Origin of the sequence: Streptomyces tanashiensis, assembly GCF_014648895.1 — a bacterium.
Taxonomy (GTDB): domain Bacteria; phylum Actinomycetota; class Actinomycetes; order Streptomycetales; family Streptomycetaceae; genus Streptomyces; species Streptomyces tanashiensis.
This window is the reverse complement of the sequence record NZ_BMRZ01000024.1, coordinates 44,359-68,764: the sequence shown is the minus strand read 5'-3', so window position 1 is coordinate 68,764 and position 24,406 is coordinate 44,359. Positions and strand designations below refer to the sequence as shown.

Here is a 24,406-nt window from a genome sequence, read left to right as displayed (position 1 = left end):
TCAAGATCACGGCCGGGGCGCGTCCCTCGTTCGGGTCAGCCCATGCGGCGGCGGGCCGCCTCGTAGAGCACGACACCGGCGGCGACACCGGCGTTGAGCGACTCGGCGCCGCCCGGCATCGGGATGCGGACGAGGAAGTCGCAGGTCTCGCCGACGAGGCGGGAGAGACCCTTGCCCTCGGAGCCGACGACGATGACGACCGGGCCGCCGAGCGCCTCCAGGTCCTGCACCTCGTGCGTGCCCTCGGCGGCGAGGCCGACGACGGCGATGCCGGCCTTCTTGTACTCCTGCAGAGCGCGGGTCAGGTTGGTGACGCGGGCGACCGGGGTGCGCGCGGCGGTGCCGGCGGAGGTCTTCCAGGCACCGGCGGTCATACCGGCGGCGCGGCGCTCGGGGATGACCACGCCGTGGCCCGCGAAGGCGGAGACGGAGCGGACGATCGCGCCGAGGTTGCGCGGGTCGGTGACGCCGTCGAGGGCGACGATCAGCGGCTCCTCGTGCTCGTCGTAGGCCGCGGCGGTGAGGTCCTCCGGGTGCGCGTACTCGTACGGCGGGACCACGAGGACCAGACCCTGGTGGTTCAGCCCGTTGGTCATGCGGTCGAGCTCGGGGCGCGGGGCTTCCATCAGGTTGATGTTGCCGCGCGCGCCGGCGAGCTGGAGGGCCTCGCGCACCCGCTCGTCGTTGTCGATGAACTGCTGCACGTACAGCGTGGTGGCGGGCACGCCGTCGCGCAGCGCCTCGAAGACCGGGTTGCGGCCGACGACCATCTCGCTGGCGCCCTTGGGGCCGCCGCGGCGGGGCGCGGGACGGCGCTTGGCCGCCTGCCGGGCCATCGCGTTGGAGACGCGGTACGCCTTGTGGCCCTTGCGGTCCTCGGCCTTGGGCGTCGGGCCCTTGCCTTCGAGGCCCTTGCGCCGCTGGCCACCGCTGCCGACCGTCGCACCCTTCTTGTTGGACGTCCGACGGTTCCTGCGCTGGCTGTTCCCGGCCATGACTACCTAATCCTCGGTGTTGCGTACGTAGGTCTGTAACTGAAGTGTGCCGCCCGGAGGCCCGAGCGGCACGTCTTCTAACGGTTGCCCAGCGTCCAGCGGGGGCCGTCGGGGCTGTCCTCGATGGCGAGGCCGGACTGGTTGAGCTGGTCGCGGATCGCGTCCGCGGTCGCCCAGTCCTTGCGCTCGCGCGCCGACTCGCGCTGCTGGAGCACGAGACGTACGAGGGTGTCGACGGCGCCGTGGAGCTCCTCGCCGCCACCGGTCTCCTCGGCCCAGTGCGGGTCGAGCGGGTCCAGGCCGAGGACGCCGAGCATGGCGCGGACCTCGGCGAGGCGGGCGATGGCCTCGTCCTTGTCGTCCGCGGCGAGGGCGCTGTTGCCCTGGCGGACGGTGGTGTGGATGATCGCCAGCGCGTGCGGCACGCCCAGGTCGTCGTCCATGGCCTCGGCGAAGGCCGGCGGCACCTCGGCGGCGGGGGCGACGGTCGTCCCGGCCTTCTCGGTGGCGCGCTGGACGAAGCCCTCGATGCGGGCGAACGCCGACTCGGCCTCGCGCAGGGACTCCTCGCTGTACTCGATCATCGAGCGGTAGTGCGGGGTGCCCAGGTAGTAGCGGAGGACGATGGGGCGCCAGTTCTTCACCATCTCGGACACCAGCACGCTGTTGCCGAGCGACTTCGACATCTTCTCGCCGCTCATGGTGACCCAGGCGTTGTGCACCCAGTACCGGGCGAACTCGTCGCCGAAGGCCTTGGCCTGGGCGATCTCGTTCTCGTGGTGCGGGAAGATCAGGTCGAGGCCGCCGCCGTGGATGTCGAAGGCGGAGCCCAGGTACTTGTGGGCCATGGCCGAGCACTCCAGGTGCCAGCCGGGACGGCCGCGGCCCCACGGGGTCTCCCAGTCGGGCTCGCCCGGCTTGGTCGCCTTCCACATGGCGAAGTCGCGCGGGTCGCGCTTGCCGGTGATGCCGTCCTCGGCGGGCTGGCGGAGGTCGTCGATGTCCTGGTTGGAGAGCTCCAGGTACCCCGGGAAGGAGCGCACGTCGAAGTAGACGCTGCCGTCCGCCTCGTAGGCGTGGCCGCGCTCGATCAGACCCCGCATCATCTCGATCATCTCGGGGACGTGACCGGTGGCGCGGGGCTCGTAGGTCGGCGGGAGGCAACCGAGGGCCTCGTAACCGGCGTTGAACGCGCGCTCGTTCTCGTAGCCGATGGACCACCAGGGGCGGCCCTGCTCGGCGCCCTTCCTGATGATCTTGTCGTCGATGTCGGTGACGTTGCGGATGAACGTGACGTCGTATCCGCGGTACGCGAACCAGCGGCGCATGATGTCGAAGTTCAGCCCCGACCGGATGTGACCGATGTGCGGGGCCGCCTGCACGGTGGCACCACAGAGGTAGATCGAGACACAGCCCGGCGTGAGCGGGGTGAAGTCACGGATCTGCCGGGCGCTGGTGTCGTACAGGCGAATAGTCACCACTCCAGAGTAGTGGGCGTGTGGTAGTGCCCTGCGACCTGATCGGGGTCACCGATGACGTTTTTCACCGCGCCCGGCGCACCACGGGAGCCCTACGGGGCGCCCACGGGGTAGACGAGGGCGGTCGCGAGGGCCGCGAGACCCTCGGCACGGCCGGTGAGGCCGAGGCCGTCCGTGGTGGTGCCGGAGACGGAGACGGGTGCGCCCGCCGCCTCGCTCAGCGCCTTCTGGGCCTCGTCGCGCCGCTTGCCGATCTTGGGGCGGACGCCGACGACCTGCACGGCGATGTTCCCGATCTCGTACCCCTCGGCGCGGACGATCCGGGCGGCCTCGGCGAGCAGGGTGACGCCGGAGGCGCCGGACCACTCGGGGCGCGAGGTGCCGAAGTGGGCGCCGAGGTCGCCGACGCCGGCGGCGGAGAAGAGCGCGTCGCAGGCGGCGTGGGCGGCGACGTCACCGTCGGAGTGCCCGGCGAGGCCGTACTCCTCACCCTCCCAGAGGAGACCCGCGCACCAGAGTTCGCGGCCCTTCTCGAAGGCGTGGACGTCGGTGCCGATGCCGGTACGGGGAAGGACGGGTCGGTCAGAAGCCATCGTTGGCCCTCCTGCGGGCGAGTACGGCCTCGGCGAGGACGAGGTCGAGGGGGCGGGTCACCTTGAAGGCCTCTTCGTGGCCGGGCACGACGACGACGGGCGCGCCGAGCCGCTCGACCATGCCGGCGTCGTCGGTGGCGCCGTCACCGGTGAGGGCGATGGTGGCGTGGGCGTTGACCAGGGTGTCGTGGTCGAAGCCCTGCGGGGTCTGGACGGCGCGGAGGCGGGCGCGGACCGGGGTGGCGACGACCTGCTCGGGGTCGCCGGGCTTCTCGGCCGGCTCGACCTCCTTGACGGTGTCGGCGACGGGCAGCGCGGGGACGACGGCGACGGCCCCGTCCCGTACGGCCTCGATGACGGCGTCCACGGTGTCGACGGGCACCAGCGGGCGGGCCGCGTCGTGGACGAGGACCGTGGTGATGCCCTCGGGGAGCGCCTTGAGGCCGAGGTGCACGGACTCCTGGCGGGTGTCGCCGCCGGGGACGACGAGGTAGTCGGTCCGCTCGGGCAGGGCGTGGGCGTCGAGGAGGTTCTTGACCTCGGCGGCGCCGTCGGAGGGGGCGACCACGACGACGAGCGAGACCGCGCGGGAGGCGGCCATCGCGCGGACGGCGTGGATGAGCATGGGGGTGCCGTTCAGCGCGCGAAGCGCCTTGGGGGCGCCGGGGCCGAGGCGTACGCCCCGCCCTGCGGCCGGGATCACCACGGCGGTACGGCTAGGACGCACTTCGTCTGACATCGGTTGCACTCCGGCAGGTTTGTTTCCGCGGCCGACATGGGTATGGCCTCACCGTGCCGGACGCACCGCCTTGACCGGGCCCTTTCCGTGACGACGGTCGAGGCGTGGCCGCGTGGGCACAGGGGTTCGGGCGTAGAGAAGTTCAGGGGGTGCGGGTTACTTCAGTGGTGCGGTCGCGCGTACGGTCCGCGAACGTACGCGAAACGGGACGACGCGGATATGCCGCAGCGCCCGACGACAGCACTGTGTGGATCACAGCACGCCAGCGGGCACCGCGGCATCGCTTCACTGCTTCACTTGGAAACGCGGCTCAGGACGCGAGGACCTCGTCGAGGAGAGCCTCGGCCTTGTCCTCGTTCGTGTTCTCCGCGAGGGCCAGCTCGCTCACCAGGATCTGACGAGCCTTGGCAAGCATGCGCTTCTCACCTGCGGAAAGTCCGCGCTCGCGCTCACGACGCCACAGGTCGCGCACCACTTCGGCGACCTTGATGACATCGCCGGAGGCGAGCTTCTCGAGATTTGCCTTGTAGCGACGGGACCAGTTCGTCGGCTCTTCGGCGTACGGCGCGCGCAGCACCTCGAAGACCCGGTCCAGCCCGTCCTGACCGACCACGTCGCGAACACCGACGAACTCCGCATTGTCCGCCGGCACACGAACCGTCAGGTCGCCCTGCGCGACCTTGAGCACCAAGTAGGTCTTGTCCACGCCTTTGATCTGGCGAGTTTCGATGGCCTCGATCAGCGCGGCCCCGTGATGGGGATAGACCACGGTGTCGCCAACCTTGAACGTCATGTGACAGGTACCCCTTCCGTGGCTATCCAGGGTAACACGGATTCGGCTTCTTCTGAATGGCGTTTTCGCAGGTCAGGGCATATCTCGGGGCTTGACAACGGTGACACGGACGTGCTGCGGAGGGCTTCCGGAAGGCGGTATTCGCAGGTCGGAGCGGCTGCGTGGACGGAGAGAAACGCGCACGTTACACACACCTGGAGGCCCTCCAGGGAGGGGCGATGTCCCGTTTTGTCGGGTTCGGAGTGGCCTTCTTCGCCTACTCCGTTCGAGGATCGACCACCCGTACGGATGCATGTCGGGGTGATTCCCGAAATTGATCAGTGGACATCAACCGACATCGGCGCGGGCTTTTCCGCGGGGGCGGCTCGGGGGAATGCGGGGGTGCCCCCGAATTGATCAAGGCGGTTATGTGAACAGCGGGCCAATGGGTCGTGATCCGGCCACGTCGCCCACCGCGCCGCCGGCCACGCGGTCGGCCACGCGGTGAGCGGCGGGAGGTCCGGCGGGGGCACCCACCGGCTCCACCAGGTACGGCCGTGACCGGTTAGGGGCGGGTCGGGTGCGGGACGCGGAGTGAGGCTCGGTAACCTAAGCGCGCTGACACACCTTTAGCTGTCCCTTAGTTCCCACGCCCGTCCGTACGTCCTAGGAGATGCCGCCGCCGTGAGCCGCAGCCTTCGACGCGGCGCCCTCGCCGCCACCGCCATCGTGTTCTCCGTCGCCGCGCTCTCCGCCTGTGGCGCGGGCAACGACGCGCAGACGCTCGAGATCCGGCCGGACAACGCCGCCGTCACGGTCGACGACGTCAAGATCCAGAACGCACTGGTCATCACCCAGCCGCTGCCCGGCACCAAGGGCCCGGCCGCCGTCTCGGCGACCGTCTTCAACAACGGCAGCCTGCCGCAGACGATCGACTCGATCAGCGTGCCGGGCATGAGCGCCGCGGTGACGCTGAAGGCCGCCGAGGGCACCGGCCCGGTGGTCGTCCCGGCCCACGGCTCCGTCGTCATCGGCGGCGAGGGCAACGCCTCCGCCCTGATCGAGAACGGCGCCCAGGCCCTCCGTGACGGCGACGCGCAGCAGGTCGTCTTCAAGCTGAGCAAGACCGGCGACGTCGGCCTGAGCGCCTTCGTCGTCCCGTCGAAGAGCTACTTCAAGGACTTCGGCCCGAGCATCGTCCCGGCTCCCCCGGAGGCCACGCCGAGCGCCACCGCGTCGCCCTCGGGCGAGGCGGAGCACGGCGCCGAGCACGGCGCCGAGACCCCGGCCTCGGGCGAGCCGACGACCGCCGGCCACTGACGGCGAACGGATATACGTCGAAGGGGCGCCCCCTGGGGGGCGCCCCTTCGACGTATATCCGAAGACTCTCTACGGCTCGAACTTGTGGCCCAGGCCGCGGACCGTCACCAGGTAGCGCGGCGCGCCCGGGTCGGGTTCGAGCCCCTTCCCGGACGCGCCCCTCGCACTGCGCGGCCCCAGGGGGCCTCGCAGGCTTCGGGACGCTGCGCCGGACTCCGCCCGGCGGCCTCGGCTCCGGCCGGTCTACGGCTCGAACTTGTAGCCCAGGCCGCGGACCGTCACCAGGTAGCGCGGCGCGCCCGGGTCGGGTTCGATCTTGGCGCGGAGGCGCTTGACGTGGACGTCGAGGGTCTTGGTGTCGCCCACGTAGTCCGCACCCCAGACCCGGTCGATCAGCTGCATGCGGGTCAGCACGCGGCCCGCGTTGCGCAGGAGCATCTCCAGGAGGTCGAACTCCTTCAGGGGCAGGTCGACCTTGCCGCCCGAGACCGTCACCACGTGGCGGTCGACGTCCATGCGGACCGGGCCGGCCTCCAGGGCCGCCGGGGTGACCTCCTCCGGCTCCCCGCGGCGGCGCAGCACCGCGCGGATGCGGGCGACCAGCTCCCGCGAGGAGAAGGGCTTCGTCACGTAGTCGTCGGCTCCTATCTCCAGGCCGACGACCTTGTCGATCTCACTGTCCTTGGCGGTCACCATGATCACCGGGACGTTCGAGCGGCCGCGCAGCTGGCGGCACACCTCGGTACCGGGCAGACCCGGAAGCATCAGGTCGAGGAGGACGAGGTCGGCTCCGTTGCGCTCGAACTCGTCGAGGCCGTCGGGCCCGGTCGCCGCGACGGCGACCTCGAAGCCTTCCTTGCGGAGCATGTACGACAGGGCGTCGCTGAAGGATTCCTCATCCTCGACGACGAGCACTCGGGTCACGGAAGGACCTCCGGGGCGGGAAGCGGTTCGGTCATGAGATCTGGGGTGGGGGACGAGGCGGGCCGGCGGTCCCGTACGGCGCCCGCCTCGGGCAGCCGCAGGGTGAAGGTGGAGCCCTGACCCTCGGTGCTCCAGACGGTGACCTCCCCGCCGTGCGAGGCGGCCACGTGCTTGACGATGGCCAGGCCGAGCCCCGTACCGCCGGTGGCACGGGAACGGGCCGGGTCGACGCGGTAGAAGCGCTCGAAGACGCGCTCCTTGTCCTTGTCGGGAATGCCGATGCCCTGGTCGGTCACGGCTATCTCGATCACGTCGCCGGCGGGCGCGGCGACGCGACGGGCGGCGATGCCCACGCGCGTACGGGCCGGTGAGTAGTTGACGGCGTTCTCGACGAGGTTGCCCAGGGCCGCCGCGAGCTGGCCCCGGCTGCCCCACACGTACAGGTCGGCGGAACCGCCGGAGACCATGGTGATCTGCTTGGTGGAGGCGGGCTGCCGGGAGCGGTCGATCGCCTCGGCGACGAGCTCGTCCACGGACACCGGCTCGGAGTCCTCCAGCGGGTCGTCGTTCTGCACGCGGGAGAGGTCGATGAGCTCCTGTACGAGGTTGGTGAGGCGGGTCGCCTCGATCTGCATCCGGCCGGCGAAGCGGGTGACCGCCTCGGGGTCGTCCGAGGCGTCCATGACCGCCTCGGAGAGCAGCGAGAGCGCGCCCACGGGAGTCTTGAGCTCATGGCTCACGTTGGCGACGAAGTCGCGCCGTACCGCTTCGATGCGGCGGGCCTCGGTGAGGTCCTCGACCAGGAGCAGCACGAGCCGCGAGCCCAGCGGGGCGACCCGGGCGGAGACGGCGAGGGCCTCGCCGCGTCCGGTGCCGCGCCGGGCCAGGTCCAGCTCGACCTGCCGTATCTCCCCGTCGCGGCGGGTGTCACGGGCCATGTTGAGCATGGGTTCGACGGCCAGCTTGCCGCCCCGGACCAGGCCGAGCGCGTACGCCGCCGAGCTGGCCTTCACCACGGAGTCGCTCTCGTCGAGAACGACCGCGGAGGAGCGCAGTACGGAGAGCACGGTGTCGACGCCGGGCGGGAGCACGGCGTCGGTGTGCAGCGAGGTACGGGTCGGTCGCGCCTGGTCGCGTTCGCTCCAGCGGAACGCCAGCATGGCGATCACGCCGGTGCACACGCCGGCGATCGCTGCCAATGCGGCGACCGCCGCGTTCACGTCCATGCCTCCAAGGTTATGCGGGCTCACGGACACTCTCCCAGCCGTCCGAGTGGCTCCTCGAACAGTCGTCGCCCAGAGTTCACCGTGGAGATGCGGTTGGTTCATTTGCCCTGGCGGCCCGGGTGGCGCGTGTCGCCCAGAGTTCACCTGGGGGAAAGTGCCGGTTCACATCAGGGGGTGGAACCGGACGCACAGGGGGCCGAACGTGGGAGCGTGGGGGTCCGAAGCCCCACCCGGACCCCGGAGTTTTGCGTAGAGAGGGACACCATGCGGGACGCGTACCACGAGGAACTGGACTCGATCGGTGAGAGCCTGGTCGAGATGGCCCGGCTCGTCGGGTCGGCGATCGGGCGCGCCACGACGGCGATGCTCGACGCGGACCTCAAGCTCGCGGAGAGCGTGATCGCGGCGGACCAGAAGGTCGACGACCTCCAGCACGACCTGGAGGCACGGGCGATAGCGCTGCTCGCCCGGCAGCAGCCGGTGGCGACGGACCTGCGGATCGTGGTGACCTCGCTGCGGATGAGCGCCGACCTGGAGCGCTCCGGCGACCTGGCGCAGCACGTGGCGAAGCTGGCGCGGCTGCGGTTCCCGGAGACGGCGGTGCCGCGGGACCTGCACGCGACCATCCTGGAGATGGGTCAGCTGGCGCAGCGCCTGATGGCGAAGGCGGCGGAGGTCATCATCACGAAGGACGTCGACCTGGCGCTCCAGCTGGAGCAGGACGACGACGAGATGGACCTGCTGCACCGGACGCTCTTCCAGCACCTGATGGACGACCGCTGGAAGCACGGCATCGAGACGGCCGTGGACGTGACGCTGCTGGGCCGGTACTACGAGCGGTTCGCGGACCACGCGGTGTCGGTGGCGAAGCGCGTCGTGTACCTGGTGACGGGTGAGCACGCGGACGAGCTGCAGGCGGCGGACGCGCCGGTGGAGGGCGCGTAGCGCCGGTCCGGCGCATCGGGGCCGAGCGGGCCCCGAGCGCACGGGCGCCGATGCGCCGTTGATGCGCCGGTCCGAGTGGGCATGCAATGGGGGGAGGCGATGCGCGCCTCGAAAGGGAGGGACCCCCATGGCCGAATCCCCCATGACGACCGGATCCGGAGCGGAGGCGCCGCGCGAGGCGGTGTTCCTGCCGGTGCTCGGCGCCTGCGGCTGCGGCTCGGGCTGCGGCTGCGGCTGCCAGTCGGGCTCCCCGTGCCAGTGCGGGGGCTGCTCGGGCTGACCGGCGAGAGGGGGTGGGGGTGCGCCAGCCGCACCCCCACCCCCTCCCCATCCCCCTAGATGTCGAGCACGCCGACGGTCTGACCGCCGCTGACCTCGCCGGTCGTGCGGAAGCCGAGCTTGTCGTAGAAGGCACCGGGCCCGTCCTCGCCGGGCTCCCAGGTCACGTAGAGGCGCTGCTCGCCGCGGCGGCGCAGTTCGTCGCGTACGGCCTCGACGGCGAAGCGTCCGTACCCCTTGCCCTGTCCGTCGGCGGCGATGTTGAGGCGCCAGAGGCCGCTGCGGCGGTCGGTGGGGTCCTGCTGCTCGTTCCACGGAATGTCGAGGAAGGCCATCAGGAAGCCGACGAGCTCGTCGCCGTCGAAGATCAGCCGCGGCCAGGCGTTCTCCCCGAAGGCGTAGGCCTCGGCGAGGGAGCGCACGACGGGGGCGACGTTGCGCTCCTGATGGGGGTGGACGCGCAGGTCGAGTGCGGCGTCGATGGTGGCGGGGGTGACCGGCTCCAGGCGGAGTGACGTGCTCATGTGCAGGACGGTAACGATTGTCCGCGCGCGCCGCCGGTGATTATCGGACCGGGCCAGGATGAGGCCCATGACGACCTTGCAGCGCCGCGTACTCCTGACCGCATCCGCCCTCTTCGCCCTCACCGGCTGCACCGTCCCGGTCGCCGGCTTCACGGGCGTCACGGTGACCGCGGAGGGGGAACCGCTGGGGGTGATCCTCGTGTGCCACGACCGGATCGACGGGGCTGTGCTCTACCCGGAGGCAGACGTCGACGCGGACGCGAAGGACGCGGCGGAGGAGGAACCGGAGTACACGGACTCCTGGGCCTCGGCGACGCCCGTCGGCGGCTACACGAGCTGGCCCCTGACCGTCCCTCCCGGCTTCGACACCGCCACCAACTTCTGGACACCGGACGCGCCCCCGCACGCCCTGGAGCCGGGCCGGCGCTACACCCTCCAGGGCACGAGCGACGACAACTCCTGGGCGACGTCGCACCACACCTTCACCCTGGCGGACCTGAAGAAGCTGACCCCGGACCAGGTCTCCTACTCGGTGGGCGACGAGGTGCGGACGACGACGGTGGCGGACTTCCGCGCGCACGCGTGCGCGGATCTCTGAGGAGAGATCTCCGGGGAAGCCCGCCGATCCCCGCTACGGCCGGAGGAACACCACCGAACGCAGCTTCAGCCGGTCGGTGGCGGGGCGGCCGTGGGGGCGGAGGGTCCAGGAGTCGCCCGAGCAGTCGGGCTCCGTGAAGACGATCGCGAACTCGTCCGTGTCGTTGTGCGGCGCGAACGCGGGCTCGGAGGCGCCCGGGTCGGCGGCCTCGGGGATGGTGACGCACTCACCGCTCGCCGGGTCGAGCAGCGTGGCCGACTGCGGGTCGCCGCTGATCCCGACGAACCGATAGTGGAACTCGCCGGTGGCGGCGTGGGCGGGGGAGGCCAGGGCGGCGGTGAGGGCGAGTGCGCCGCAGACGGCGGCGACGGAGTGGCGGAGACGCACGGGGGGTTCTCGTTTCGGTGAGGACGACCAAGGTCACCCCCACCCGTAACCCCCACCCCCACCCCGTAAGCGGCGCACCGCAGCCGGAAGGTTTCGCCCTCACCCTTCCGGCCGAGAGGCAGGGCACGCAGAAGCCCCCGCCGCGCCGGAGACCGGCGGGGCGGGGGCTCGTTCGTGGGTCAGGGTTACTTCTTGCCCTGGGTCTGGCGGGCCCGTCTTCCACCCCTGGCCAGAGGGTCGCGCACCCCAAGTGACCCGTGGTCGAGCGGTTGTTGTTGGTCATTGTTGGTCGTCGCCGGTCACCCTCGGAGGGCCCAGAGAGGGCCCAGCCCCGGGCCCGCCATGGCTGCTAGCGCCAACTTGATCTTTAACGTGCGCCGCCGAACAGTGCGTCGTACTTGATCACTCGGTTCGTAACCGCCTTACGTGGAAGCGGCCTTCGTCTGAACATGCGCTCCCACCAAGGAACGCACACATCCAGCACGAAGGCTGTGAGGATGAGCCCGCAGCATCACGATGCCCGACGAGAGCTGCCAGCCGAACTGTCATGCCTCCGGGGCGAGTTCGACTGCTGTCTCGACGCCCGTTCGGACACCCTGCTCGAGCTGCCGGAAGCGGTTCTGTGCGGGGACGGACCCGTGAAATCGCTGGCCGAACTGTCGCTGGTGGGCGAACACCGCCGCGGGCACGAAGGGCTCTACGCCGCGCTCGCCGAAGGCCGGGTCGACGCCAGCCGGATGCGGCAGGCCCTGGCCTCGGTGCCGCTGACGCATGCCGCCGACGGCCGGTTAGTCCTGGCCGTCGACATCACGTTCTGGCGGCGGCCCAACGCCCACACCTCACCGCAGCACCGCTATGTGGAAGGGCGATCAGGTCATCGAGTTGTAGATCTGGAAGCCGGAACCGATCTTCATACGGGTCGAGAACTTCGACGGGCTGGTGTTCAGGTAGCGGTAGAGCTCGCCGGTGGCGGTGACGCCGAGCAGGTCACCCTTGCCGTCGGAGTTCAGATCGCCGGGAGCCACAAGACGTTTGTAGATGTTCCAGCCGGTGCCGATCTTGACGCGGCTCTTGAACGGCGCCGTTGCCTTCCCGGTGCCGGCGTAGAGGTACAGGTCGCCATTGGTGGTCCGTGCGAGAAGGTCCTTGCGTCCGTCGCCGGTGTAATCACCCGAGCCGACAATCGCGTTGTAGACTCCCCAGCCCGTGCCGACCCGGATGCGGGGTTCGAACGGCAACGAGGGCTTGCGCTGGTACAGGTACAGGGCGCCGGAACGATCGCGTGCCAGGAGGTCCCCCCGACCGTCTCCGCTCACGTCCCCCGGGCCGACGATGTGGTTGTAGATACTCCAACCACTGCCGATGTAGTAGTTGTCGATGGTGAGACGGTCGTCCCAGACGAGAAGCACGTCGGACACGTTGTCGGTGCCTATGGAGGACGCGCTGAAGTAAGGGAAGCCTTTCCACATGCCCTCTTCGCCATAGAGCGTGCGTGGCGCCAGTTTTCCGGTGGTGCTGGTCTCGTACCAGTACGCCGAGCCGCCGGGGGTGGTCGCCAGGACCTCGTCCTTACCCGTGTGGGAGATGCTGCCGGAGCCCGCGAACTGCGTGACGCCGACCCACTCGCCTGCGGCCCCCTTCTGTTGACGAGAAGCCAGGGTGCCGTTCCCGCTGGGAGCGTACGAGTAGAGCGTGCCGGAGTCGTCCCGGGCCCACAGGCCTCCTCCGCCGGAGGGCATGACCTGGTTGTAGATGTTCCAGCCACGGCCGACGGATTTACGCGTGGCAAACGGCTTGGCAGTGTTGCCCGTACCGGCGTAGAACCAGAGCACGCCGCTGTAGTCGCGGGCGTAGAGATCACCCCGGCCATCCCCGTTGGCGTCACCCGCACCGACGACCTGATCGTAGATGCCCCATCCGCCACCGATACTGATCCTGGTTCCGAGCGGCTTCCACAGCGTTCCTGTGGCCAGGTACAGATACAACTGACCGTCGCGCGTACGCGCGACCACATCTGCGAGCCCGTCACCGTTCACGTCACCCGGTGATACGACCTTGTTGTAGACCTGCCAGCCGCCCCCCACAAGGTGCTTGGCCCGGACACCGTAGTGATAGGCGTCTTCAAGGAGTGTGAGCTGGCCGTCCTCCGACACCGTGAGGAGCTCGGGCTCGCCAGGGTAGAGGCCGCCCTGATCGCCGATCGGCACGATGTCTATCGTGCTGCCGGGATACAGCTCGTACGGGCCCCTATCGGTTGAGCTCGAGTGAAGTTCTCCGTCCACACCGCGGTAGAGCAGCTCGTTGAAACCGTCGCCGTTCAGGTCGAACAGCGCCGACGGTGCGGCCTGTTCGGTGGCGAACTCGGCCGACGAGGGTGGTGTCGGCTGGGCAGCTGCCGCAGCGGTCGACATCACCATGCCGGCGCAGGCAGCGAGCGCGGTGCACGACAGGACGGCACGACGCCAGCGCCAAGAAGAAGCGGAACGCAAAAGATCCCCCCCCTGGGGAACGAAATGACAGGCACCGGGGCCAAGGCGCATGACCGGATTTCCACGCGGAATGCGTCCCCCTGGATGTGAGCGGGAGTGTATCTCCCGCCTCCGACACCAGAGCGGCTCGAGGGCCCCCTTACGGACCTGCAAGGCGAAGGCACACGCCCGCCGTTTGGCGGTCGTGTCCTCCACCACCGGCCGCAGCGGGCTCGCGCCTGAGGCGATACTTGGCGCAAGCTGCCTCATCGTGAGCTTCGTGCGGTAGTACACGGCCACCACCAGCACCCGGTCGGCCAGCAGCGAACACCACGGCCGGCCACCACCAGGACCGTTCCCACTCCGCTTCGGGGGACCCGCAGCAGCCGATCGAACTGCCGCATGCACTGGCCAAGGTTGGCGTCATCCCCACGGCGAAGGGCCGGGAGTACACCGCCGCGCGGGAGCACGGCATGCACGCCCTGAGGCACTTCTACGTCTCGGTGCTGCTGGACGCCGGAGAGAGCATCAAGGCCGTCAGCGAGTACCTGGGGCACTCGGACCCGGGGCTCACGCTGAAGGTGTACGCCCACCTGATGCCGAGCAGCCGGGACCGCGCGCGGCAGGCTCTCGGCAGGGCCCTGAGGCCGGACCGCTCTCCGCACTGAGGGCCCAGGGTGGGCCCAGAGCGCGAAAATGCCCCCGATCTGCGCCGTGTGCGCAGGTCAGGGGCATGATCGGTTTTCTTACTTCTTCTTGCCCTGGTTCTTCACGGCCTCGATGGCCGCCGCCGCGGCCTCCGGGTCGAGGTACGTGCCGCCCGGGTTCAGGGGCTTGAAGTTCTCGTCCAGCTCGTAGGAGAGCGGGATGCCCGTGGGGATGTTCAGGCCCGCGATGTCGGCGTCCGAGATGCCGTCCAAGTGCTTCACCAGGGCGCGGAGGCTGTTGCCGTGGGCGGCGACCAGGACCGTGCGGCCGGCGAGCAGGTCCGGGACGATGTTGTCGTACCAGTACGGGAGCATCCGCTCGACGACGTCCTTGAGGCACTCGGTCTGCGGGCGCAGCTCCGGCGGGATCGTCTGGTAGCGGGCGTCGTGGGCCTGCGAGTACTCGCTGTCGTCGGACAGCGCCGGCGGCGGGGTGTCGTACGAGCGGCGCCACAGCATGAACTGCTCCTCGCCGAACTCGGCGAGCGTCTGGGCCTTGTCCTTGCCCTGGAGGGCACCGTAGTGGCGCTCGTTGAGGCGCCACGAGCGGTTCACCGGGATCCAGTGGCGGTCGGCGGACTCGAGGGCGAGCTGCGCCGTGCGGATGGCGCGCTTCTGGAGGGAGGTGTGCAGAACGTCGGGCAGCAGGCCGGCGTCCTTGATCAGCTCGCCGCCGCGCGTCGCCTCCTTCTCGCCCTTGGCGGTCAGGTTCACGTCCACCCATCCGGTGAACAGGTTCTTCTCGTTCCACTCGCTCTCGCCGTGGCGGAGGAGGATCAGCTTGTACGGTGCGTCGGCCATGCGTACGAGCCTAATAGACCGCTGACGATTGACGCGCGTCGTCAATTCGCTGGCGTCCGACGTATGAGATGCGTAAGTTACGGGAGCCGGAAGCAGGGCTTACGTACAGCAGGGGGCCGCCACACATGTCCATCGATTCGCTCAGACGATCAGCCCGCGAGACGGTCTCCGGCCTCCCGCAGGGCTTCTGGTGGCTCTGGCTGTCGACCCTGGTCAACCGGACCGGGGCTTTCGTCCTCACCTTCCTCTCGCTCTACCTGACCGTGGAGCTCGGGCACTCCGCCTGGTTCGCCGGACTCGTCGTCGCCCTCCACGGCCTCGGCGGTGTGGCGGGATCCCCGCTCGGCGGTCTGCTCACCGACCGCTGGGGCCGGCGCCCCACCATGGTCACGATGCACCTCGCGGCCGCCGCCTGCGCCGCCGCCCTCGCCGTCGTCACCAGCGCCTGGGCGATCGCCACGGCCGTCCTCCTCATGGGCGTCGCCATGCAGGCCGTCCGCCCCTCCATCAACGCGACCATCGCCGACATGGTCCCCGCCCACGACGTGCGCCGGGCGTACGCCCTCAACTACTGGGCCCTCAACCTCGGCTTCGCCATCGCCTCCATCGGCGGCGGCGCCGCGGCCTTCCTCGGCTACCGCACCCTCTTCGTCGTCGACGCCGTCGCCACCACCCTCTGCGCCGTCATCGTCTTCCTCCGGCTCCCCGAGACCCGTCCCGAGAGCCGCACCGACACGGCGGGCGAGCCGGTCGTCGAGGAGAAGGTCAGCATGCTCACCGTGCTGCGCGACGCGCCCTTCCGGACGCTCGTCCTCCTCAACCTCCTGGTCTGCCTCGTCTTCACCGCCCCGTGGATCGGCCTGCCGCTCACCATGGCGAACCAGGGCCTCTCGCCCTCCTCGTACGGCGTCGTCATCGCCATCAACGGCATCGTGATCGTCGGCTTCCAGCTGCTCGTCAACAAGCTGACCGACAAGCGCTCCCCGGTCCTCCTGCTGACCCTCTCCGCCCTCCTCTTCGCCGTCGGCACCGGCGCCACCGCCCTCGCCGGCTCCCCCGTCGCCTTCGCCGCGACCGTGGTCGTCTGGACGGTCGGCGAGATGATCCACGTCCCGACGAACGCCGCCGCCACCGCCCGCCTCGCCCCCGAGCACGCCCGGGGCCGCTACCAGGGCGTGATGGGCATGTCCTGGGCCGTCGCCGGTTTCGTCGCCCCGATCGGAGCCGGCGCGATCGTCGGCGGCCCCGGCCCCGACGTCCTGTGGGCGGCGACGGCCGCGATCGGCGTGGTCGCCGCCGCCGGGTACTACACCCGCCTGCGGAAGGCCCTGGCGGACGAGCCCGCCGAGACCGCAGCCGCCACTCCCGTCGCCACCGCCGCTCAGGCCGCTCCCGTCGGGACCGCTTCCGCTCCCGTCGCCGCCGAGGCCAAGGACGCCGAGTCCTCCCCCGTCGGCGCGTGACTCACCCCCTCCCGTAGGCCGCCCACGCGGCCACCGCGAACCCCGTCCCCTCCCTGCGCACCTCGGCGGCGCCCGCCCCACCGAAGTGCGCGGGGACGACCAGTTCCCGCGCGTCCGCGGCCCGTTCCAGGATCCGGCGGCGGCTGGCCGCCGCCCCGGCCGCGTCCAGGCAGAAGCAGCTCGCGCGCGCCGGGTCGAGGATCTGCACGGGGCTGTGGAGGAGGTCGCCGACGAAGACCGCCCGGTCGCTCCCGGAGGCGAGCCGCAGCACGGCGGAGCCGGGCGTGTGGCCGGGCGCGGACTCCAGGACGAGGTTCTCGTCGATGCGGTGGGAGCCGTCCCAGAGGGTGACGAGCCCCGCGCGGTGCACGGGCGCCACGCTGTCCTCGTAGATCAGCCGGTCCTCCTCCCGGAGGCCGCCGCCGTACGCGTTCTGCGGGCCGAAGTGGAAGTCGTCGGCGGCCGGGAGGAGGTACCGGGCGTTCGGGAAGGTCGGCACCCACTCCCCCGCCCCTTCCGAGGAGCGCGTGTTCCAGCCGACGTGGTCGGCGTGCAGATGCGTGTTCACGACGACGTCGACGTCCTCGGGCCGTACGCCGGCCCGCTCCAGCCGGCCGAGGAGACCGTCCCGCCGGCGGTGGAACTGCGGCGAGTGGGGCCGCTCCCGCCCGTCGCCCACCCCGGTGTCGACCAGGACGGTCCGCCCGCCGCTGCGCAGCACCCAGGTCTGCAGCGCCATCACCGCGCTGTCGCTCTCCGGCGCCCAGTGGTCCGGCGCCAGCCACTCCTCGTTGTCCTTCCACACCTCGGCCCCGGCGTCCGGGACGATGGTGCGGGCGGGCCCGAACGGCCCCTGCAACTCGACGACCCGGATGATCTCGACGTCCCCCAGGACGATGCTCCGCGCGCTCTCGTTCGTCATGCGATCGACAGTAGGGAGGGGGAGTCGAGCCTCTCAATGCCTGATCTGCTCTGTCGAATACGCGAGCGGCTCACGGCGGCGGTACGCTCCCGGCCATGGACGTGGTGAGCGACGCGATCTCGGCCGTACGCGTCGGGCGGCCGTCCTCCGACCGGGTTCGGGTCGGCGGACGCTGGTGCGCACGGCTCGCCCCGTACGAAGGGGCCGGCTTCCACATCGTCCTCAGGGGCGACTGCTGGCTGCTGCCCGACGGCGGCGAACCGGTCGCGCTCGGCGCGGGCGACGCGGTGCTGCTCCCGCACGGCACCGGGCACGTCATCGCCGACGCACCCGCCGACGCGGAGACGGTGGCGAGGGCGGTGCCCTTCGCCCGCTGGGCCGACGGAAGCCTCCCGCGCCCACCCCGACCGGCCCCACGCGCGCGTGACGCCGAGACCGCGCGCGAGGCCGGGACCGCGCGCGAAGTCGAGATGCTGTGCGGCAAGTACCGTCTCGACCGCCGCCACACGCACCCCCTGCTCGCCGAGCTCCCGCCACTCGTCCACCTGCCGGCCCGCGACGGCGCCCATCCCGAGCTCCGGGCCGCCATCGGCCTCCTGGAGGGCGAGCTCGACGAACGGCGCCCCGGCGCCTCCCTCGCGCTCCCCAGCCTGCTCGACCTGCTGTTCGTCTACATGATCCGATCCTGGACGGCCGAGAGCACGACCGGGACGTGGCCGGCGGCCCTGGGCGACCCGGCGACGGCCGCCGCGCTGCGCGCGCTGCACTCCGACCCGGCCGCGCCCTGGACCATCGACCGGCTCGCGGCCGAGGCGGGCGTCTCCCGCCCCACCCTGGCCCGCCGCTTCACCACCCTGGTGGGCCGCCCGCCGATGGCGTACCTCACCTGGTGGCGGCTGACCCGCGCCGCCGCCCTGCTCCGCAGCACCGAAGCCCCCCTGGCCACGGTCGCCCGCCACGTCGGCTACGCCTCCCCATACGCTCTCTCCCACGCCTTCCGCAGGGAGTTCGGCACGACGCCGGGGCGCTACCGGGACGCCACCGTCACTCCTGGCTGAGCGCCCGCTGTGCCTCGTACAGGTTCCGGGGCGGACCGTGTCCGGGCTGCCGTACGCCTCCACGCGCGCGTGGAACCCGCCGGTGAAGTCGGGGACGTCGGTCTGGTCGGGTCGGCCGCTGAGCCGACTTCCGAATCGGCTACGGAGCCGACTTCTGGGTCGGCTTCTGGGTCAGGTTCTTGAACGCGTCGAGGTTCCGCGTCGACTCGCCCCGCGAGACCCGCCACTCGTACTCCCGCCGGATCGCCGACGCGAAGCCCAGCTCCAGGAGCGTGTTGAAGTCGCCGTCCGCCGCCTCCAGGACCGAGCCGAGCAGCCGGTCCAGCTCCTCGGGCGTGACGGCGGAGAGCGGCAGCTTGCCGGCGAGGTAGACGTCGCCCAGGCCGTCGACGGCGTAACCCACCCCGTACAGCCTGAGGTTGCGCTCCAGGAGCCAGCGGTGGACACCCGCCTCGTTCTCGTCCGGGTGGCGGATGACGAAGGCGTTGAGGGAGAGGGAGTGGCGACCCGCCCGGAGCGACAGCGTGGTGAACAGCTTGCGCGTGCCCGGGAGCTTCACGACGTACGAGCCGGGCTCCGGGGACTCCCAATCCAGCTCCGCGTCGTTGAACGTGTCCTCGATGATCCGCCGAACGTCCTCAGCCATGGTGCGAGCGTACGCGACGGCGGTTCTCCCGCAGCCGGTGGTCGTGCATGGCGGCCGTGTACACGTCGGCCGTGCCCGAGGCCGCCGTGTCCCAGCCGAAGGAACCGGCGTGCAGCGCCGCCGCGTCGCCCATCCGGGCCGAGAGCGACGGGTCCGCCACGAAGCGACCGAGCGCGCGGGCGTAGTCCGCCGGGTCGTGCCCCTGGACGAGGAAACCGGTCACGTCGTCCCGCACGGCCACGGGCAGACCGCCGACCGCCGCCGCGACGACCGGGGTCCCGGCCGCCTGAGCCTCGATCGCGACCAGGCCGAAGGACTCGCTGTACGAGGGCATGACGAGCACGCTCGCCGCGCGGAACCAGTCGGCCAGCCGGTCCTGCCCCACCGGCGGGTGGAAGCGCACGATGTCCGCGATGCCGAGCCGGGCGGCCAGCTTCTGCAGCTGCTCCGGCTTGGCCAGGCCGCTGCCGCTCGGGCCGCCGACCACCGGGACGACCATGCGGCTGCGGAGCGAGGGGTCCTCGTCCAGGAGCCGGGCCGCGGCACGGAGCAGGATGTCCGGGGCCTTCAGCGGCTGTATCCGGCCGGCGAAGACGGGGATGAACGCGTCCTGCGGGAGCCCCAGCCGGGCGCGGGCCGCGGCGCGGCCGTCGGCGGGGCGGAAGTGGTCGAGGTTGACGCCCGGGTGCACGACCGCGATCTTGCCGGGGTCCGCCTCGTAGAAGCGGGCGAGCTCGTCGGCCTCCTCGGCCGTGTTGGCGATCAGCCGGTCGGCGGCGGCGACGATCTGCGTCTCGCCGATCACCCGGGCCGCGGGCTCGGGCGTGTCGCCCTCGGCGAGCGCCGCGTTCTTGACCTTCGCCATGGTGTGCATGGCGTGCACGAGCGGGACGCCCCAGCGTTCGGCGGCGAGCCAGCCGACATGGCCGGAGAGCCAGTAGTGCGAGTGGACCAGGTCGTAGTGGCCGGGGCGGTGGCCCGCCCACGCCTGCATCACGCCGTGCGTGAAGGCGCAGAGCTGCGCCGGCAGCTCCTCCTTGGCCAGACCCTCGTACGGGCCGGCGTCCACGTGCCGGACGAGCACGCCCGGGGTCAGCTCGACCACCGGGGGGAGGCCGCCGGTGGTGGCCCGGGTGAAGATCTCCACCTCGATGTCGATGGCCGCGAGGCGCTTGGCCAGCTCCACGATGTAGACGTTCATGCCGCCCGCGTCGCCCGTGCCGGGCTGGTGCAGCGGCGAGGTGTGGACGCTGAGCATGGCCACGCGCCGCGGGGTGCGGTGCCGGCCGGGGAGCCGGAGCCTGGCCGGGGCCGGATGCCGGTGCCGGGTTCCGGCGAACCGGGACACGTACTGGCTCACGTCGGCGGTCCTTCCGCTCGGGGGGCCTCTGGGGCCTCTCGGTGGCCTCGGGCCGGAGCCTTCGGGCTGAGCTGTGTCGGGCATGGCAGGTGGAGGGCGCGGTGCGTCCTCCAGCGGCGACAACACCGGAATGACCCCTTTCATTTCCGCAGGTGGGCGCGTTTTGCCAATTCGTTGCCGGGAGGGGGCGGCCGGAAGGCCCCGGGAGGGCGCCCGGAGGCCCTCCGGAGCCGGCCCCGGCACCCGAGGCGCCCGGCGCCCGGGGCCCCGGGGCCGGCCGCCGTGGGCCCTCCCCCGTACCCCTTACGCTCATGGCATGGCCCCGCGCACCACCCGCCCCGTCGGCACACCGACCCGCGGGACCACCAACCCGAACCGGCTGCGCCGCATGGACCGCTGGATCGCCGCCGTCCACGGCCCCGCCCTGCGCCGCTCCCCCGAGCCCCCGCTCGCCGTGGACCTCGGATACGGGGCCGCCCCCTGGACCGCCGTGGAGCTCCTGGCCCGGCTGCGGACCGCCGAGCCCCGCACCCGGCTCTACGGCATCGAGATCGAACCGGCCCGCGTCGAGGCCGCGAAGCCGTACGAGGAGGAGGGCCTCTCCTTCCTGCACGGCGGCTTCGAGGTGCCGGTGCCCGGCCGGGTCGCCCTGATCCGGGCGGCGAACGTGCTGCGCCAGTACGACGAGGACCAGGTCGCGGCCGTCTGGACGCGGCTCTGCGGGCGGCTCGCGCCCGGCGGCCTGCTCGTGGAGGGGACCTGCGACGAGATCGGGCGCCGGCACGTGTGGGTGGCGCTGGACGCGGCCGGGCCGCGCACGGTGACCTTCGCGACCCGGCTCGGCTCGCTCGACCGCCCCTCGGATCTCGCGGAACGGCTCCCGAAGGCCCTGATCCACCGGAACGTTCCGGGCGAGCCGGTGCACGCCTTCCTGCGGGACTTCGACCGGGCGTGGGCGGCGGCCGCCCCGTACGCCTCGCTGGGCGCGCGGCAGCGGTGGATCCGCTCCGTCCGCGACCTGGCGGCGGACTGGCCGCTGGCGGACGGCCCGCGCCGGTGGCGCCAGGGCGAGGTGACGGTGCGGTGGGAGGCGCTGGCACCGAGGACCTGACGGCTCGCCGGGGGACGACGGGGCCGCGTGGGCGGCACGGGCGCGTGGGCGGCAGGGCCGCCTGAACGGCAGGGCCGCGTGGGCGGCAGGGGCGCGGCGGTGGGCAGCAGCGCCCACGACCGTGGCGGCGGGCGGGTGACGGGGCGTCCGGTGCGGCTTCCCTTCGGGTGACGGGGCGTCCGTCCTTCTTTTTCGCCAACTCCCGCTGAATTTCCCGTACGCGGGGAACGCCACACGCACATCAATCGTCCCCCGTGGGGGGAAGCGGCCGACAGGCCCCGGTTTCCCCTGTTGCTTTCAGGTTTCGCATGGCACTATCGCCAGGTCACCATCAAGTTACTGACGGTAAATCAGATTTTGGGTCACTCGAGGGGGAGCTCGTGAACCGACGCCGCCACGCCACCGCCGCGATCACCGTGATCTGCGCCCTGACCGTGCTGGCCTCTCCCGCACTGACCCTCCAGGCCGCCGCCGCACCGCTCCCGCCCCCTCCGCCGAAGAAGAGCCTGGAGGAGGTGCGCAAGGAGATCGACGACCTGTACCGCAAGGCCGCCGTCGCCACCGACGCGTACAACCTCGCCGAGGAGAAGACCAAGGAGCAGTCCGCCGAGATCGTCCGGCTCGCCCGGATGATCGTCGAAGGCCGCGAGAAGATCGAGGACCTCAAGGCCAGGGCCGGCGCCGCCGCCCGCGCCCAGTACCGCAACGGCGGGCTCCCGGACGGCGCGCAGCTCGTCCTCACGAACGACCCGCAGCTCTTCCTCGACGCCGCCGGACGGCTCAAGGCCGGGGCCAAGGCCACCACCGACCTGCTGGGCGAGATGAACCGCTCCCAGGCCGAGTTGGACACGTACGCCAAGGACGCCGGCACCAACTGGACCAAGCTGGAGGCCAACCGCGTCAAGCAGGCCAAGGCGAAGAAGGAGATCAACGACCGGATCGCCGCCGCCAAGAAGCTGGAGTCCGAGCTCGCCGCCGAGGAGCGCGAGCGGCTGCGCCGCCTGGAGGAGCAGGCCCAGCTCCGGGCCCAGACGACCTGGCTCGGCACGGGCGTCCTCGACGGCCTGTCGAAGGACGCGACCGCGGAGGGCAAGAAGGCGGTCGAGTTCGCGACGGCCCAGATCGGCAAGCCGTACGTCTGGGGGGCGGAGGGACCGGGCTCGTACGACTGCTCCGGGCTGACCCAGCGCGCCTGGGGCGCGGCCGGCCGGGGGATCCCGCGCACCTCGCAGGAGCAGTGGCGGCTGCTGCCGCACGTGGACATCAAGGACATGCGGCCCGGCGACCTGATCGTCTACTTCAAGGACGCGAGCCACATCGGGATGTACGTCGGGAACGGGGCGATCGTGCACGCCCCGCGTCCGGGGCGGAACGTGACCCTCGCGGGCGCGGGCTCGATGGAGATCCTGGGCGTGGTCCGCCCTTCGTGACGCGAGCGGCGCGGTCCCCCGGTCCGCGCCTCATGACGTGACCCCGCGTGGGGCCCGCCCTTCGTGACGCGCCCCGCGTGGCCCGCCCTTCGTGACACGAGCCACCTTCGCCGGCGAGAAGCGCGTGACCGGCGCCACCCCCGCCGCGTGACGTTTCTCATGGGCCCGGCGCCCCCGAGCGGACCGCTCGGGGGCAAGTACCTCCCCTTCCGCGGCATATGCCAAGCCCGGCGCGCGCTCTCACAGGCTGATCACCATTCCGCTGCGCACCCCCCTACCGCTATGGTCCGGGACGGGCGGGACGCCACCCGGCGCCCTGCGCACCCTCGGGGGGAGGGAAGGAAACCCGGACCGATGCCCGTATCCGTACCGCGCCAGAGAAACGTCTCTGCCGCTGCGGGACCCGGCGACGCCACCCCAATGGACGCCACTCCCATGACAGGCACAGTCACAGGCACCGACCGCACCGATCTCACTCTCCTGGTCGTCGAGGACGACCCGGCGGGTGCCCTCGCCGTACCCGAACTGCTCGACGCGGCGGACGCCTCCGGCACCCGGGTCCGCATCCGTACCGCCCGGAACCTCACCGAGGCCGAGCGGCTCCTCACCGACGACGTCCACTGCGTCCTCGTCGACCTCTCCCTGCCCGGCCCCCGGGCGGCCGCCGGTGACGACCCGCTCGCCCCGCTGCGGCACATCCTGCGCCTCGCCCCCCGCCACGCCGTCCTCGCGCTCGCGGCCTCCGCCGACGCCGAGCTGGCGGCCGAGGCGGTACGCGTCGGGGCCCAGGACCACCTCTTCCGCGAGGAGCTCGACGGGCGGCTGCTCAGCCGGGCCATCCGGTACGCCGTCGAACGCAAGCGGGCCGACGCCGTCCAGGTGAAGCTCGCCGAGTCCCGGCTGCGCGCCCAGGAGAACGCCCGTCTGGAGCGCGGCCTCCTGCCCACGCCGCTCCTGGAGGGCTCCGACCTGCGGTTCGCCGCCCACTACCGGCCCGGCCGGTCCCGCGCGCTGCTCGGCGGCGACTTCTACGACGTCGTGCGCACGCCCGACGGCACCGTCCACGCCATGATCGGCGACGTCTGCGGGCACGGCCCCGACGAGGCCGCGCTCGGCGTCGAGCTGCGGATCGCCTGGCGGGCGCTGACCTTCGCGGGCCTCTGCGGGGACGAGCTGCTCTCGACGATGCAGCAGGTCCTGGAGCACGAGCGGGAGAGCGACGAGATCTTCGCGACGCTCTGCACCGTCGACATCGCGCCGGACGGGCGCCGTGCCGGCCTCTGCCTGGCCGGGCACCCCTCGCCGCTGATCGCCCGGCAGGGACGGGCGGCACGCCTTCTTCCGTACGAGGACGGCGGCCCGGCCCTCGGACTGCTGCCGCGCGCCCGCTGGCCGCGCCGCCAGGTCGAGCTGGGCGGGGCCTGGAGCCTGCTCATGTACACGGACGGGCTCATCGAGGGCCGCTCGGCGGGCCCCGGCTCGCCCCGGCTCGGCCAGGACGGGATGGTCGGGATGATCAACCGCCAGTTGTCCTCGGGCCTGCGGGGCGAGGACCTCCTGGAGGCGGCCGTGACGGAGGTCCGGTCGCTGAACGGCGGCGAGCTCACGGACGACGTCGCCGTCCTGGCCCTGGAAAGGGACAGGACCCGGGGGTAGGTCC

The 24,406-nt window shown here is 71.6% G+C and carries 23 protein-coding genes and 3 pseudogenes; 11 read left to right on the top strand and 15 right to left on the bottom strand.

Features of this window, described 5'->3' with window-relative positions; translation table 11 throughout:
- Window positions 1–35 precede the first annotated feature (35 nt).
- The 5 genes from rlmB to IE237_RS38170 form a co-directional block, all read right to left on the bottom strand.
- On the bottom strand, window positions 36–995 hold the full coding sequence (gene rlmB / locus IE237_RS38190) for a 23S rRNA (guanosine(2251)-2'-O)-methyltransferase RlmB (protein ID WP_189806803.1): 960 nt from the start codon (window positions 993–995) through the stop codon (window positions 36–38).
- Between the two features lie 77 nt (window positions 996–1,072).
- Window positions 1,073–2,473, bottom strand: coding sequence for a cysteine--tRNA ligase (cysS, locus tag IE237_RS38185; protein WP_189806802.1), 1,401 nt, complete (start codon window positions 2,471–2,473; stop codon window positions 1,073–1,075).
- Between the two features lie 92 nt (window positions 2,474–2,565).
- Window positions 2,566–3,066: a 2-C-methyl-D-erythritol 2,4-cyclodiphosphate synthase gene (gene ispF, locus IE237_RS38180; protein ID WP_189806801.1), complete on the bottom strand. Its 501-nt coding sequence runs from the start codon at window positions 3,064–3,066 to the stop codon at window positions 2,566–2,568.
- Window positions 3,056–3,805 carry a 2-C-methyl-D-erythritol 4-phosphate cytidylyltransferase gene (ispD, locus tag IE237_RS38175; RefSeq protein ID WP_189806800.1) on the bottom strand — a complete coding sequence of 250 codons (750 nt, stop codon included), beginning with the start codon at window positions 3,803–3,805 and terminating at the stop codon, window positions 3,056–3,058. Before ispD ends, ispF begins: the two co-directional genes overlap by 11 nt.
- 310 nt (window positions 3,806–4,115) lie before the next feature.
- The gene (locus IE237_RS38170) at window positions 4,116–4,598 is read right to left on the bottom strand and encodes a CarD family transcriptional regulator (RefSeq protein WP_003953493.1); all 483 of its coding nucleotides are present in this window, start codon (window positions 4,596–4,598) and stop codon (window positions 4,116–4,118) included.
- A gap of 663 nt (window positions 4,599–5,261) precedes the next feature.
- On the opposite strand from IE237_RS38170, the gene IE237_RS38165 reads away from it, so the two are divergent.
- Window positions 5,262–5,897: a DUF461 domain-containing protein gene (locus IE237_RS38165; protein WP_189806799.1), complete on the top strand. Its 636-nt coding sequence runs from the start codon at window positions 5,262–5,264 to the stop codon at window positions 5,895–5,897.
- Window positions 5,898–5,966: 69 nt separating this feature from the next.
- Here the strand turns inward: IE237_RS38165 and IE237_RS41825 are convergent.
- From IE237_RS41825 to phoR, 3 genes and pseudogenes are all read right to left on the bottom strand, one after another.
- Window positions 5,967–6,038 (bottom strand): annotated as a pseudogene (locus tag IE237_RS41825) (DNA-binding response regulator); the annotation flags it as partial.
- A 102-nt stretch (window positions 6,039–6,140) separates the two neighbouring features.
- Window positions 6,141–6,812, bottom strand: a complete 672-nt coding sequence (gene phoP / locus IE237_RS38155) for a two-component system response regulator PhoP (protein WP_465270246.1) — start codon at window positions 6,810–6,812, stop codon at window positions 6,141–6,143.
- A gap of 5 nt (window positions 6,813–6,817) precedes the next feature.
- Complete coding sequence (gene phoR, locus IE237_RS38150; RefSeq protein WP_189806798.1) at window positions 6,818–8,047, bottom strand: two-component system sensor histidine kinase PhoR; 1,230 nt, start codon at window positions 8,045–8,047, stop codon at window positions 6,818–6,820.
- 264 nt (window positions 8,048–8,311) lie between these two features.
- Here phoR and phoU point away from each other — a divergent pair, with 264 nt between their 5' ends.
- Together phoU and IE237_RS38140 are read left to right on the top strand one after the other, a co-directional pair.
- Window positions 8,312–8,992 carry a phosphate signaling complex protein PhoU gene (phoU, locus tag IE237_RS38145; RefSeq protein ID WP_189806797.1) on the top strand — a complete coding sequence of 227 codons (681 nt, stop codon included), beginning with the start codon at window positions 8,312–8,314 and terminating at the stop codon, window positions 8,990–8,992.
- Window positions 8,993–9,119: 127 nt separating this feature from the next.
- A complete protein-coding gene (locus IE237_RS38140; protein ID WP_189806796.1) occupies window positions 9,120–9,272 on the top strand; it encodes a hypothetical protein in 153 nt (50 codons plus the stop codon).
- A 55-nt stretch (window positions 9,273–9,327) separates the two neighbouring features.
- Here IE237_RS38140 and IE237_RS38135 read toward each other — a convergent pair whose 3' ends face one another.
- On the bottom strand, window positions 9,328–9,795 hold the full coding sequence (locus IE237_RS38135; RefSeq protein WP_189806795.1) for a GNAT family N-acetyltransferase: 468 nt from the start codon (window positions 9,793–9,795) through the stop codon (window positions 9,328–9,330).
- 67 nt (window positions 9,796–9,862) lie between these two features.
- On the opposite strand from IE237_RS38135, the gene IE237_RS38130 reads away from it, so the two are divergent.
- Window positions 9,863–10,393, top strand: coding sequence for a hypothetical protein (locus IE237_RS38130; protein ID WP_189806794.1), 531 nt, complete (start codon window positions 9,863–9,865; stop codon window positions 10,391–10,393).
- Window positions 10,394–10,426: 33 nt separating this feature from the next.
- Here the strand turns inward: IE237_RS38130 and IE237_RS38125 are convergent, their stop codons facing one another.
- Window positions 10,427–10,780, bottom strand: coding sequence for a hypothetical protein (locus IE237_RS38125; protein WP_189806793.1), 354 nt, complete (start codon window positions 10,778–10,780; stop codon window positions 10,427–10,429).
- Window positions 10,781–11,277: 497 nt separating this feature from the next.
- Here IE237_RS38125 and IE237_RS38120 point away from each other — a divergent pair.
- Window positions 11,278–11,658 (top strand): annotated as a pseudogene (locus IE237_RS38120) (transposase); the annotation flags it as partial.
- Here the strand turns inward: IE237_RS38120 and IE237_RS38115 are convergent.
- The gene (locus IE237_RS38115; protein WP_229844011.1) at window positions 11,650–13,320 is read right to left on the bottom strand and encodes an FG-GAP repeat domain-containing protein; all 1,671 of its coding nucleotides are present in this window, start codon (window positions 13,318–13,320) and stop codon (window positions 11,650–11,652) included. The pseudogene IE237_RS38120 and the gene IE237_RS38115 overlap by 9 nt on opposite strands.
- Before the next feature lie 332 nt (window positions 13,321–13,652).
- Between IE237_RS38115 and IE237_RS38110 the strand changes: the two are divergent.
- Window positions 13,653–13,916: pseudogene (locus IE237_RS38110) on the top strand (tyrosine-type recombinase/integrase); the annotation flags it as partial.
- A gap of 78 nt (window positions 13,917–13,994) precedes the next feature.
- On the opposite strand, the gene IE237_RS38105 reads toward IE237_RS38110, so the two are convergent.
- Window positions 13,995–14,756 carry a phosphoglyceromutase gene (locus tag IE237_RS38105; protein ID WP_189806791.1) on the bottom strand — a complete coding sequence of 254 codons (762 nt, stop codon included), beginning with the start codon at window positions 14,754–14,756 and terminating at the stop codon, window positions 13,995–13,997.
- Between the two features lie 125 nt (window positions 14,757–14,881).
- Here IE237_RS38105 and IE237_RS38100 point away from each other — a divergent pair, with 125 nt between their 5' ends.
- Complete coding sequence (locus IE237_RS38100) at window positions 14,882–16,219, top strand: MDR family MFS transporter (RefSeq protein WP_229843988.1); 1,338 nt, start codon at window positions 14,882–14,884, stop codon at window positions 16,217–16,219.
- Window position 16,220: 1 nt separating this feature from the next.
- On the opposite strand, the gene IE237_RS38095 is transcribed toward IE237_RS38100, so the two are convergent.
- Window positions 16,221–17,141, bottom strand: coding sequence for an MBL fold metallo-hydrolase (locus tag IE237_RS38095; RefSeq protein ID WP_189806790.1), 921 nt, complete (start codon window positions 17,139–17,141; stop codon window positions 16,221–16,223).
- 95 nt (window positions 17,142–17,236) lie between these two features.
- Here IE237_RS38095 and IE237_RS38090 point away from each other — a divergent pair, with 95 nt between their 5' ends.
- Entirely contained in the window at window positions 17,237–18,199 is a 963-nt protein-coding gene (locus IE237_RS38090) for an AraC family transcriptional regulator (protein ID WP_189806789.1), read from the top strand.
- Between the two features lie 139 nt (window positions 18,200–18,338).
- Here the strand turns inward: IE237_RS38090 and IE237_RS38085 are convergent, their stop codons facing one another.
- The gene (locus IE237_RS38085) at window positions 18,339–18,845 is read right to left on the bottom strand and encodes a type III secretion system chaperone family protein (protein ID WP_189806788.1); all 507 of its coding nucleotides are present in this window, start codon (window positions 18,843–18,845) and stop codon (window positions 18,339–18,341) included.
- The gene (mshA, locus tag IE237_RS38080) at window positions 18,838–20,205 is read right to left on the bottom strand and encodes a D-inositol-3-phosphate glycosyltransferase (protein WP_189806787.1); all 1,368 of its coding nucleotides are present in this window, start codon (window positions 20,203–20,205) and stop codon (window positions 18,838–18,840) included. The genes IE237_RS38085 and mshA overlap by 8 nt, the downstream gene beginning before the upstream one ends.
- Before the next feature lie 316 nt (window positions 20,206–20,521).
- Here mshA and IE237_RS38075 point away from each other — a divergent pair, with 316 nt between their 5' ends.
- From IE237_RS38075 to IE237_RS38065, 3 genes are all read left to right on the top strand, one after another.
- Window positions 20,522–21,316: a class I SAM-dependent methyltransferase gene (locus IE237_RS38075; protein ID WP_189806786.1), complete on the top strand. Its 795-nt coding sequence runs from the start codon at window positions 20,522–20,524 to the stop codon at window positions 21,314–21,316.
- A 380-nt stretch (window positions 21,317–21,696) separates the two neighbouring features.
- On the top strand, window positions 21,697–22,746 hold the full coding sequence (locus tag IE237_RS38070) for a C40 family peptidase (protein ID WP_189806785.1): 1,050 nt from the start codon (window positions 21,697–21,699) through the stop codon (window positions 22,744–22,746).
- Between the two features lie 354 nt (window positions 22,747–23,100).
- The gene (locus IE237_RS38065; RefSeq protein WP_370468344.1) at window positions 23,101–24,402 is read left to right on the top strand and encodes a PP2C family protein-serine/threonine phosphatase; all 1,302 of its coding nucleotides are present in this window, start codon (window positions 23,101–23,103) and stop codon (window positions 24,400–24,402) included.
- Window positions 24,403–24,406: the final 4 nt, after the last annotated feature.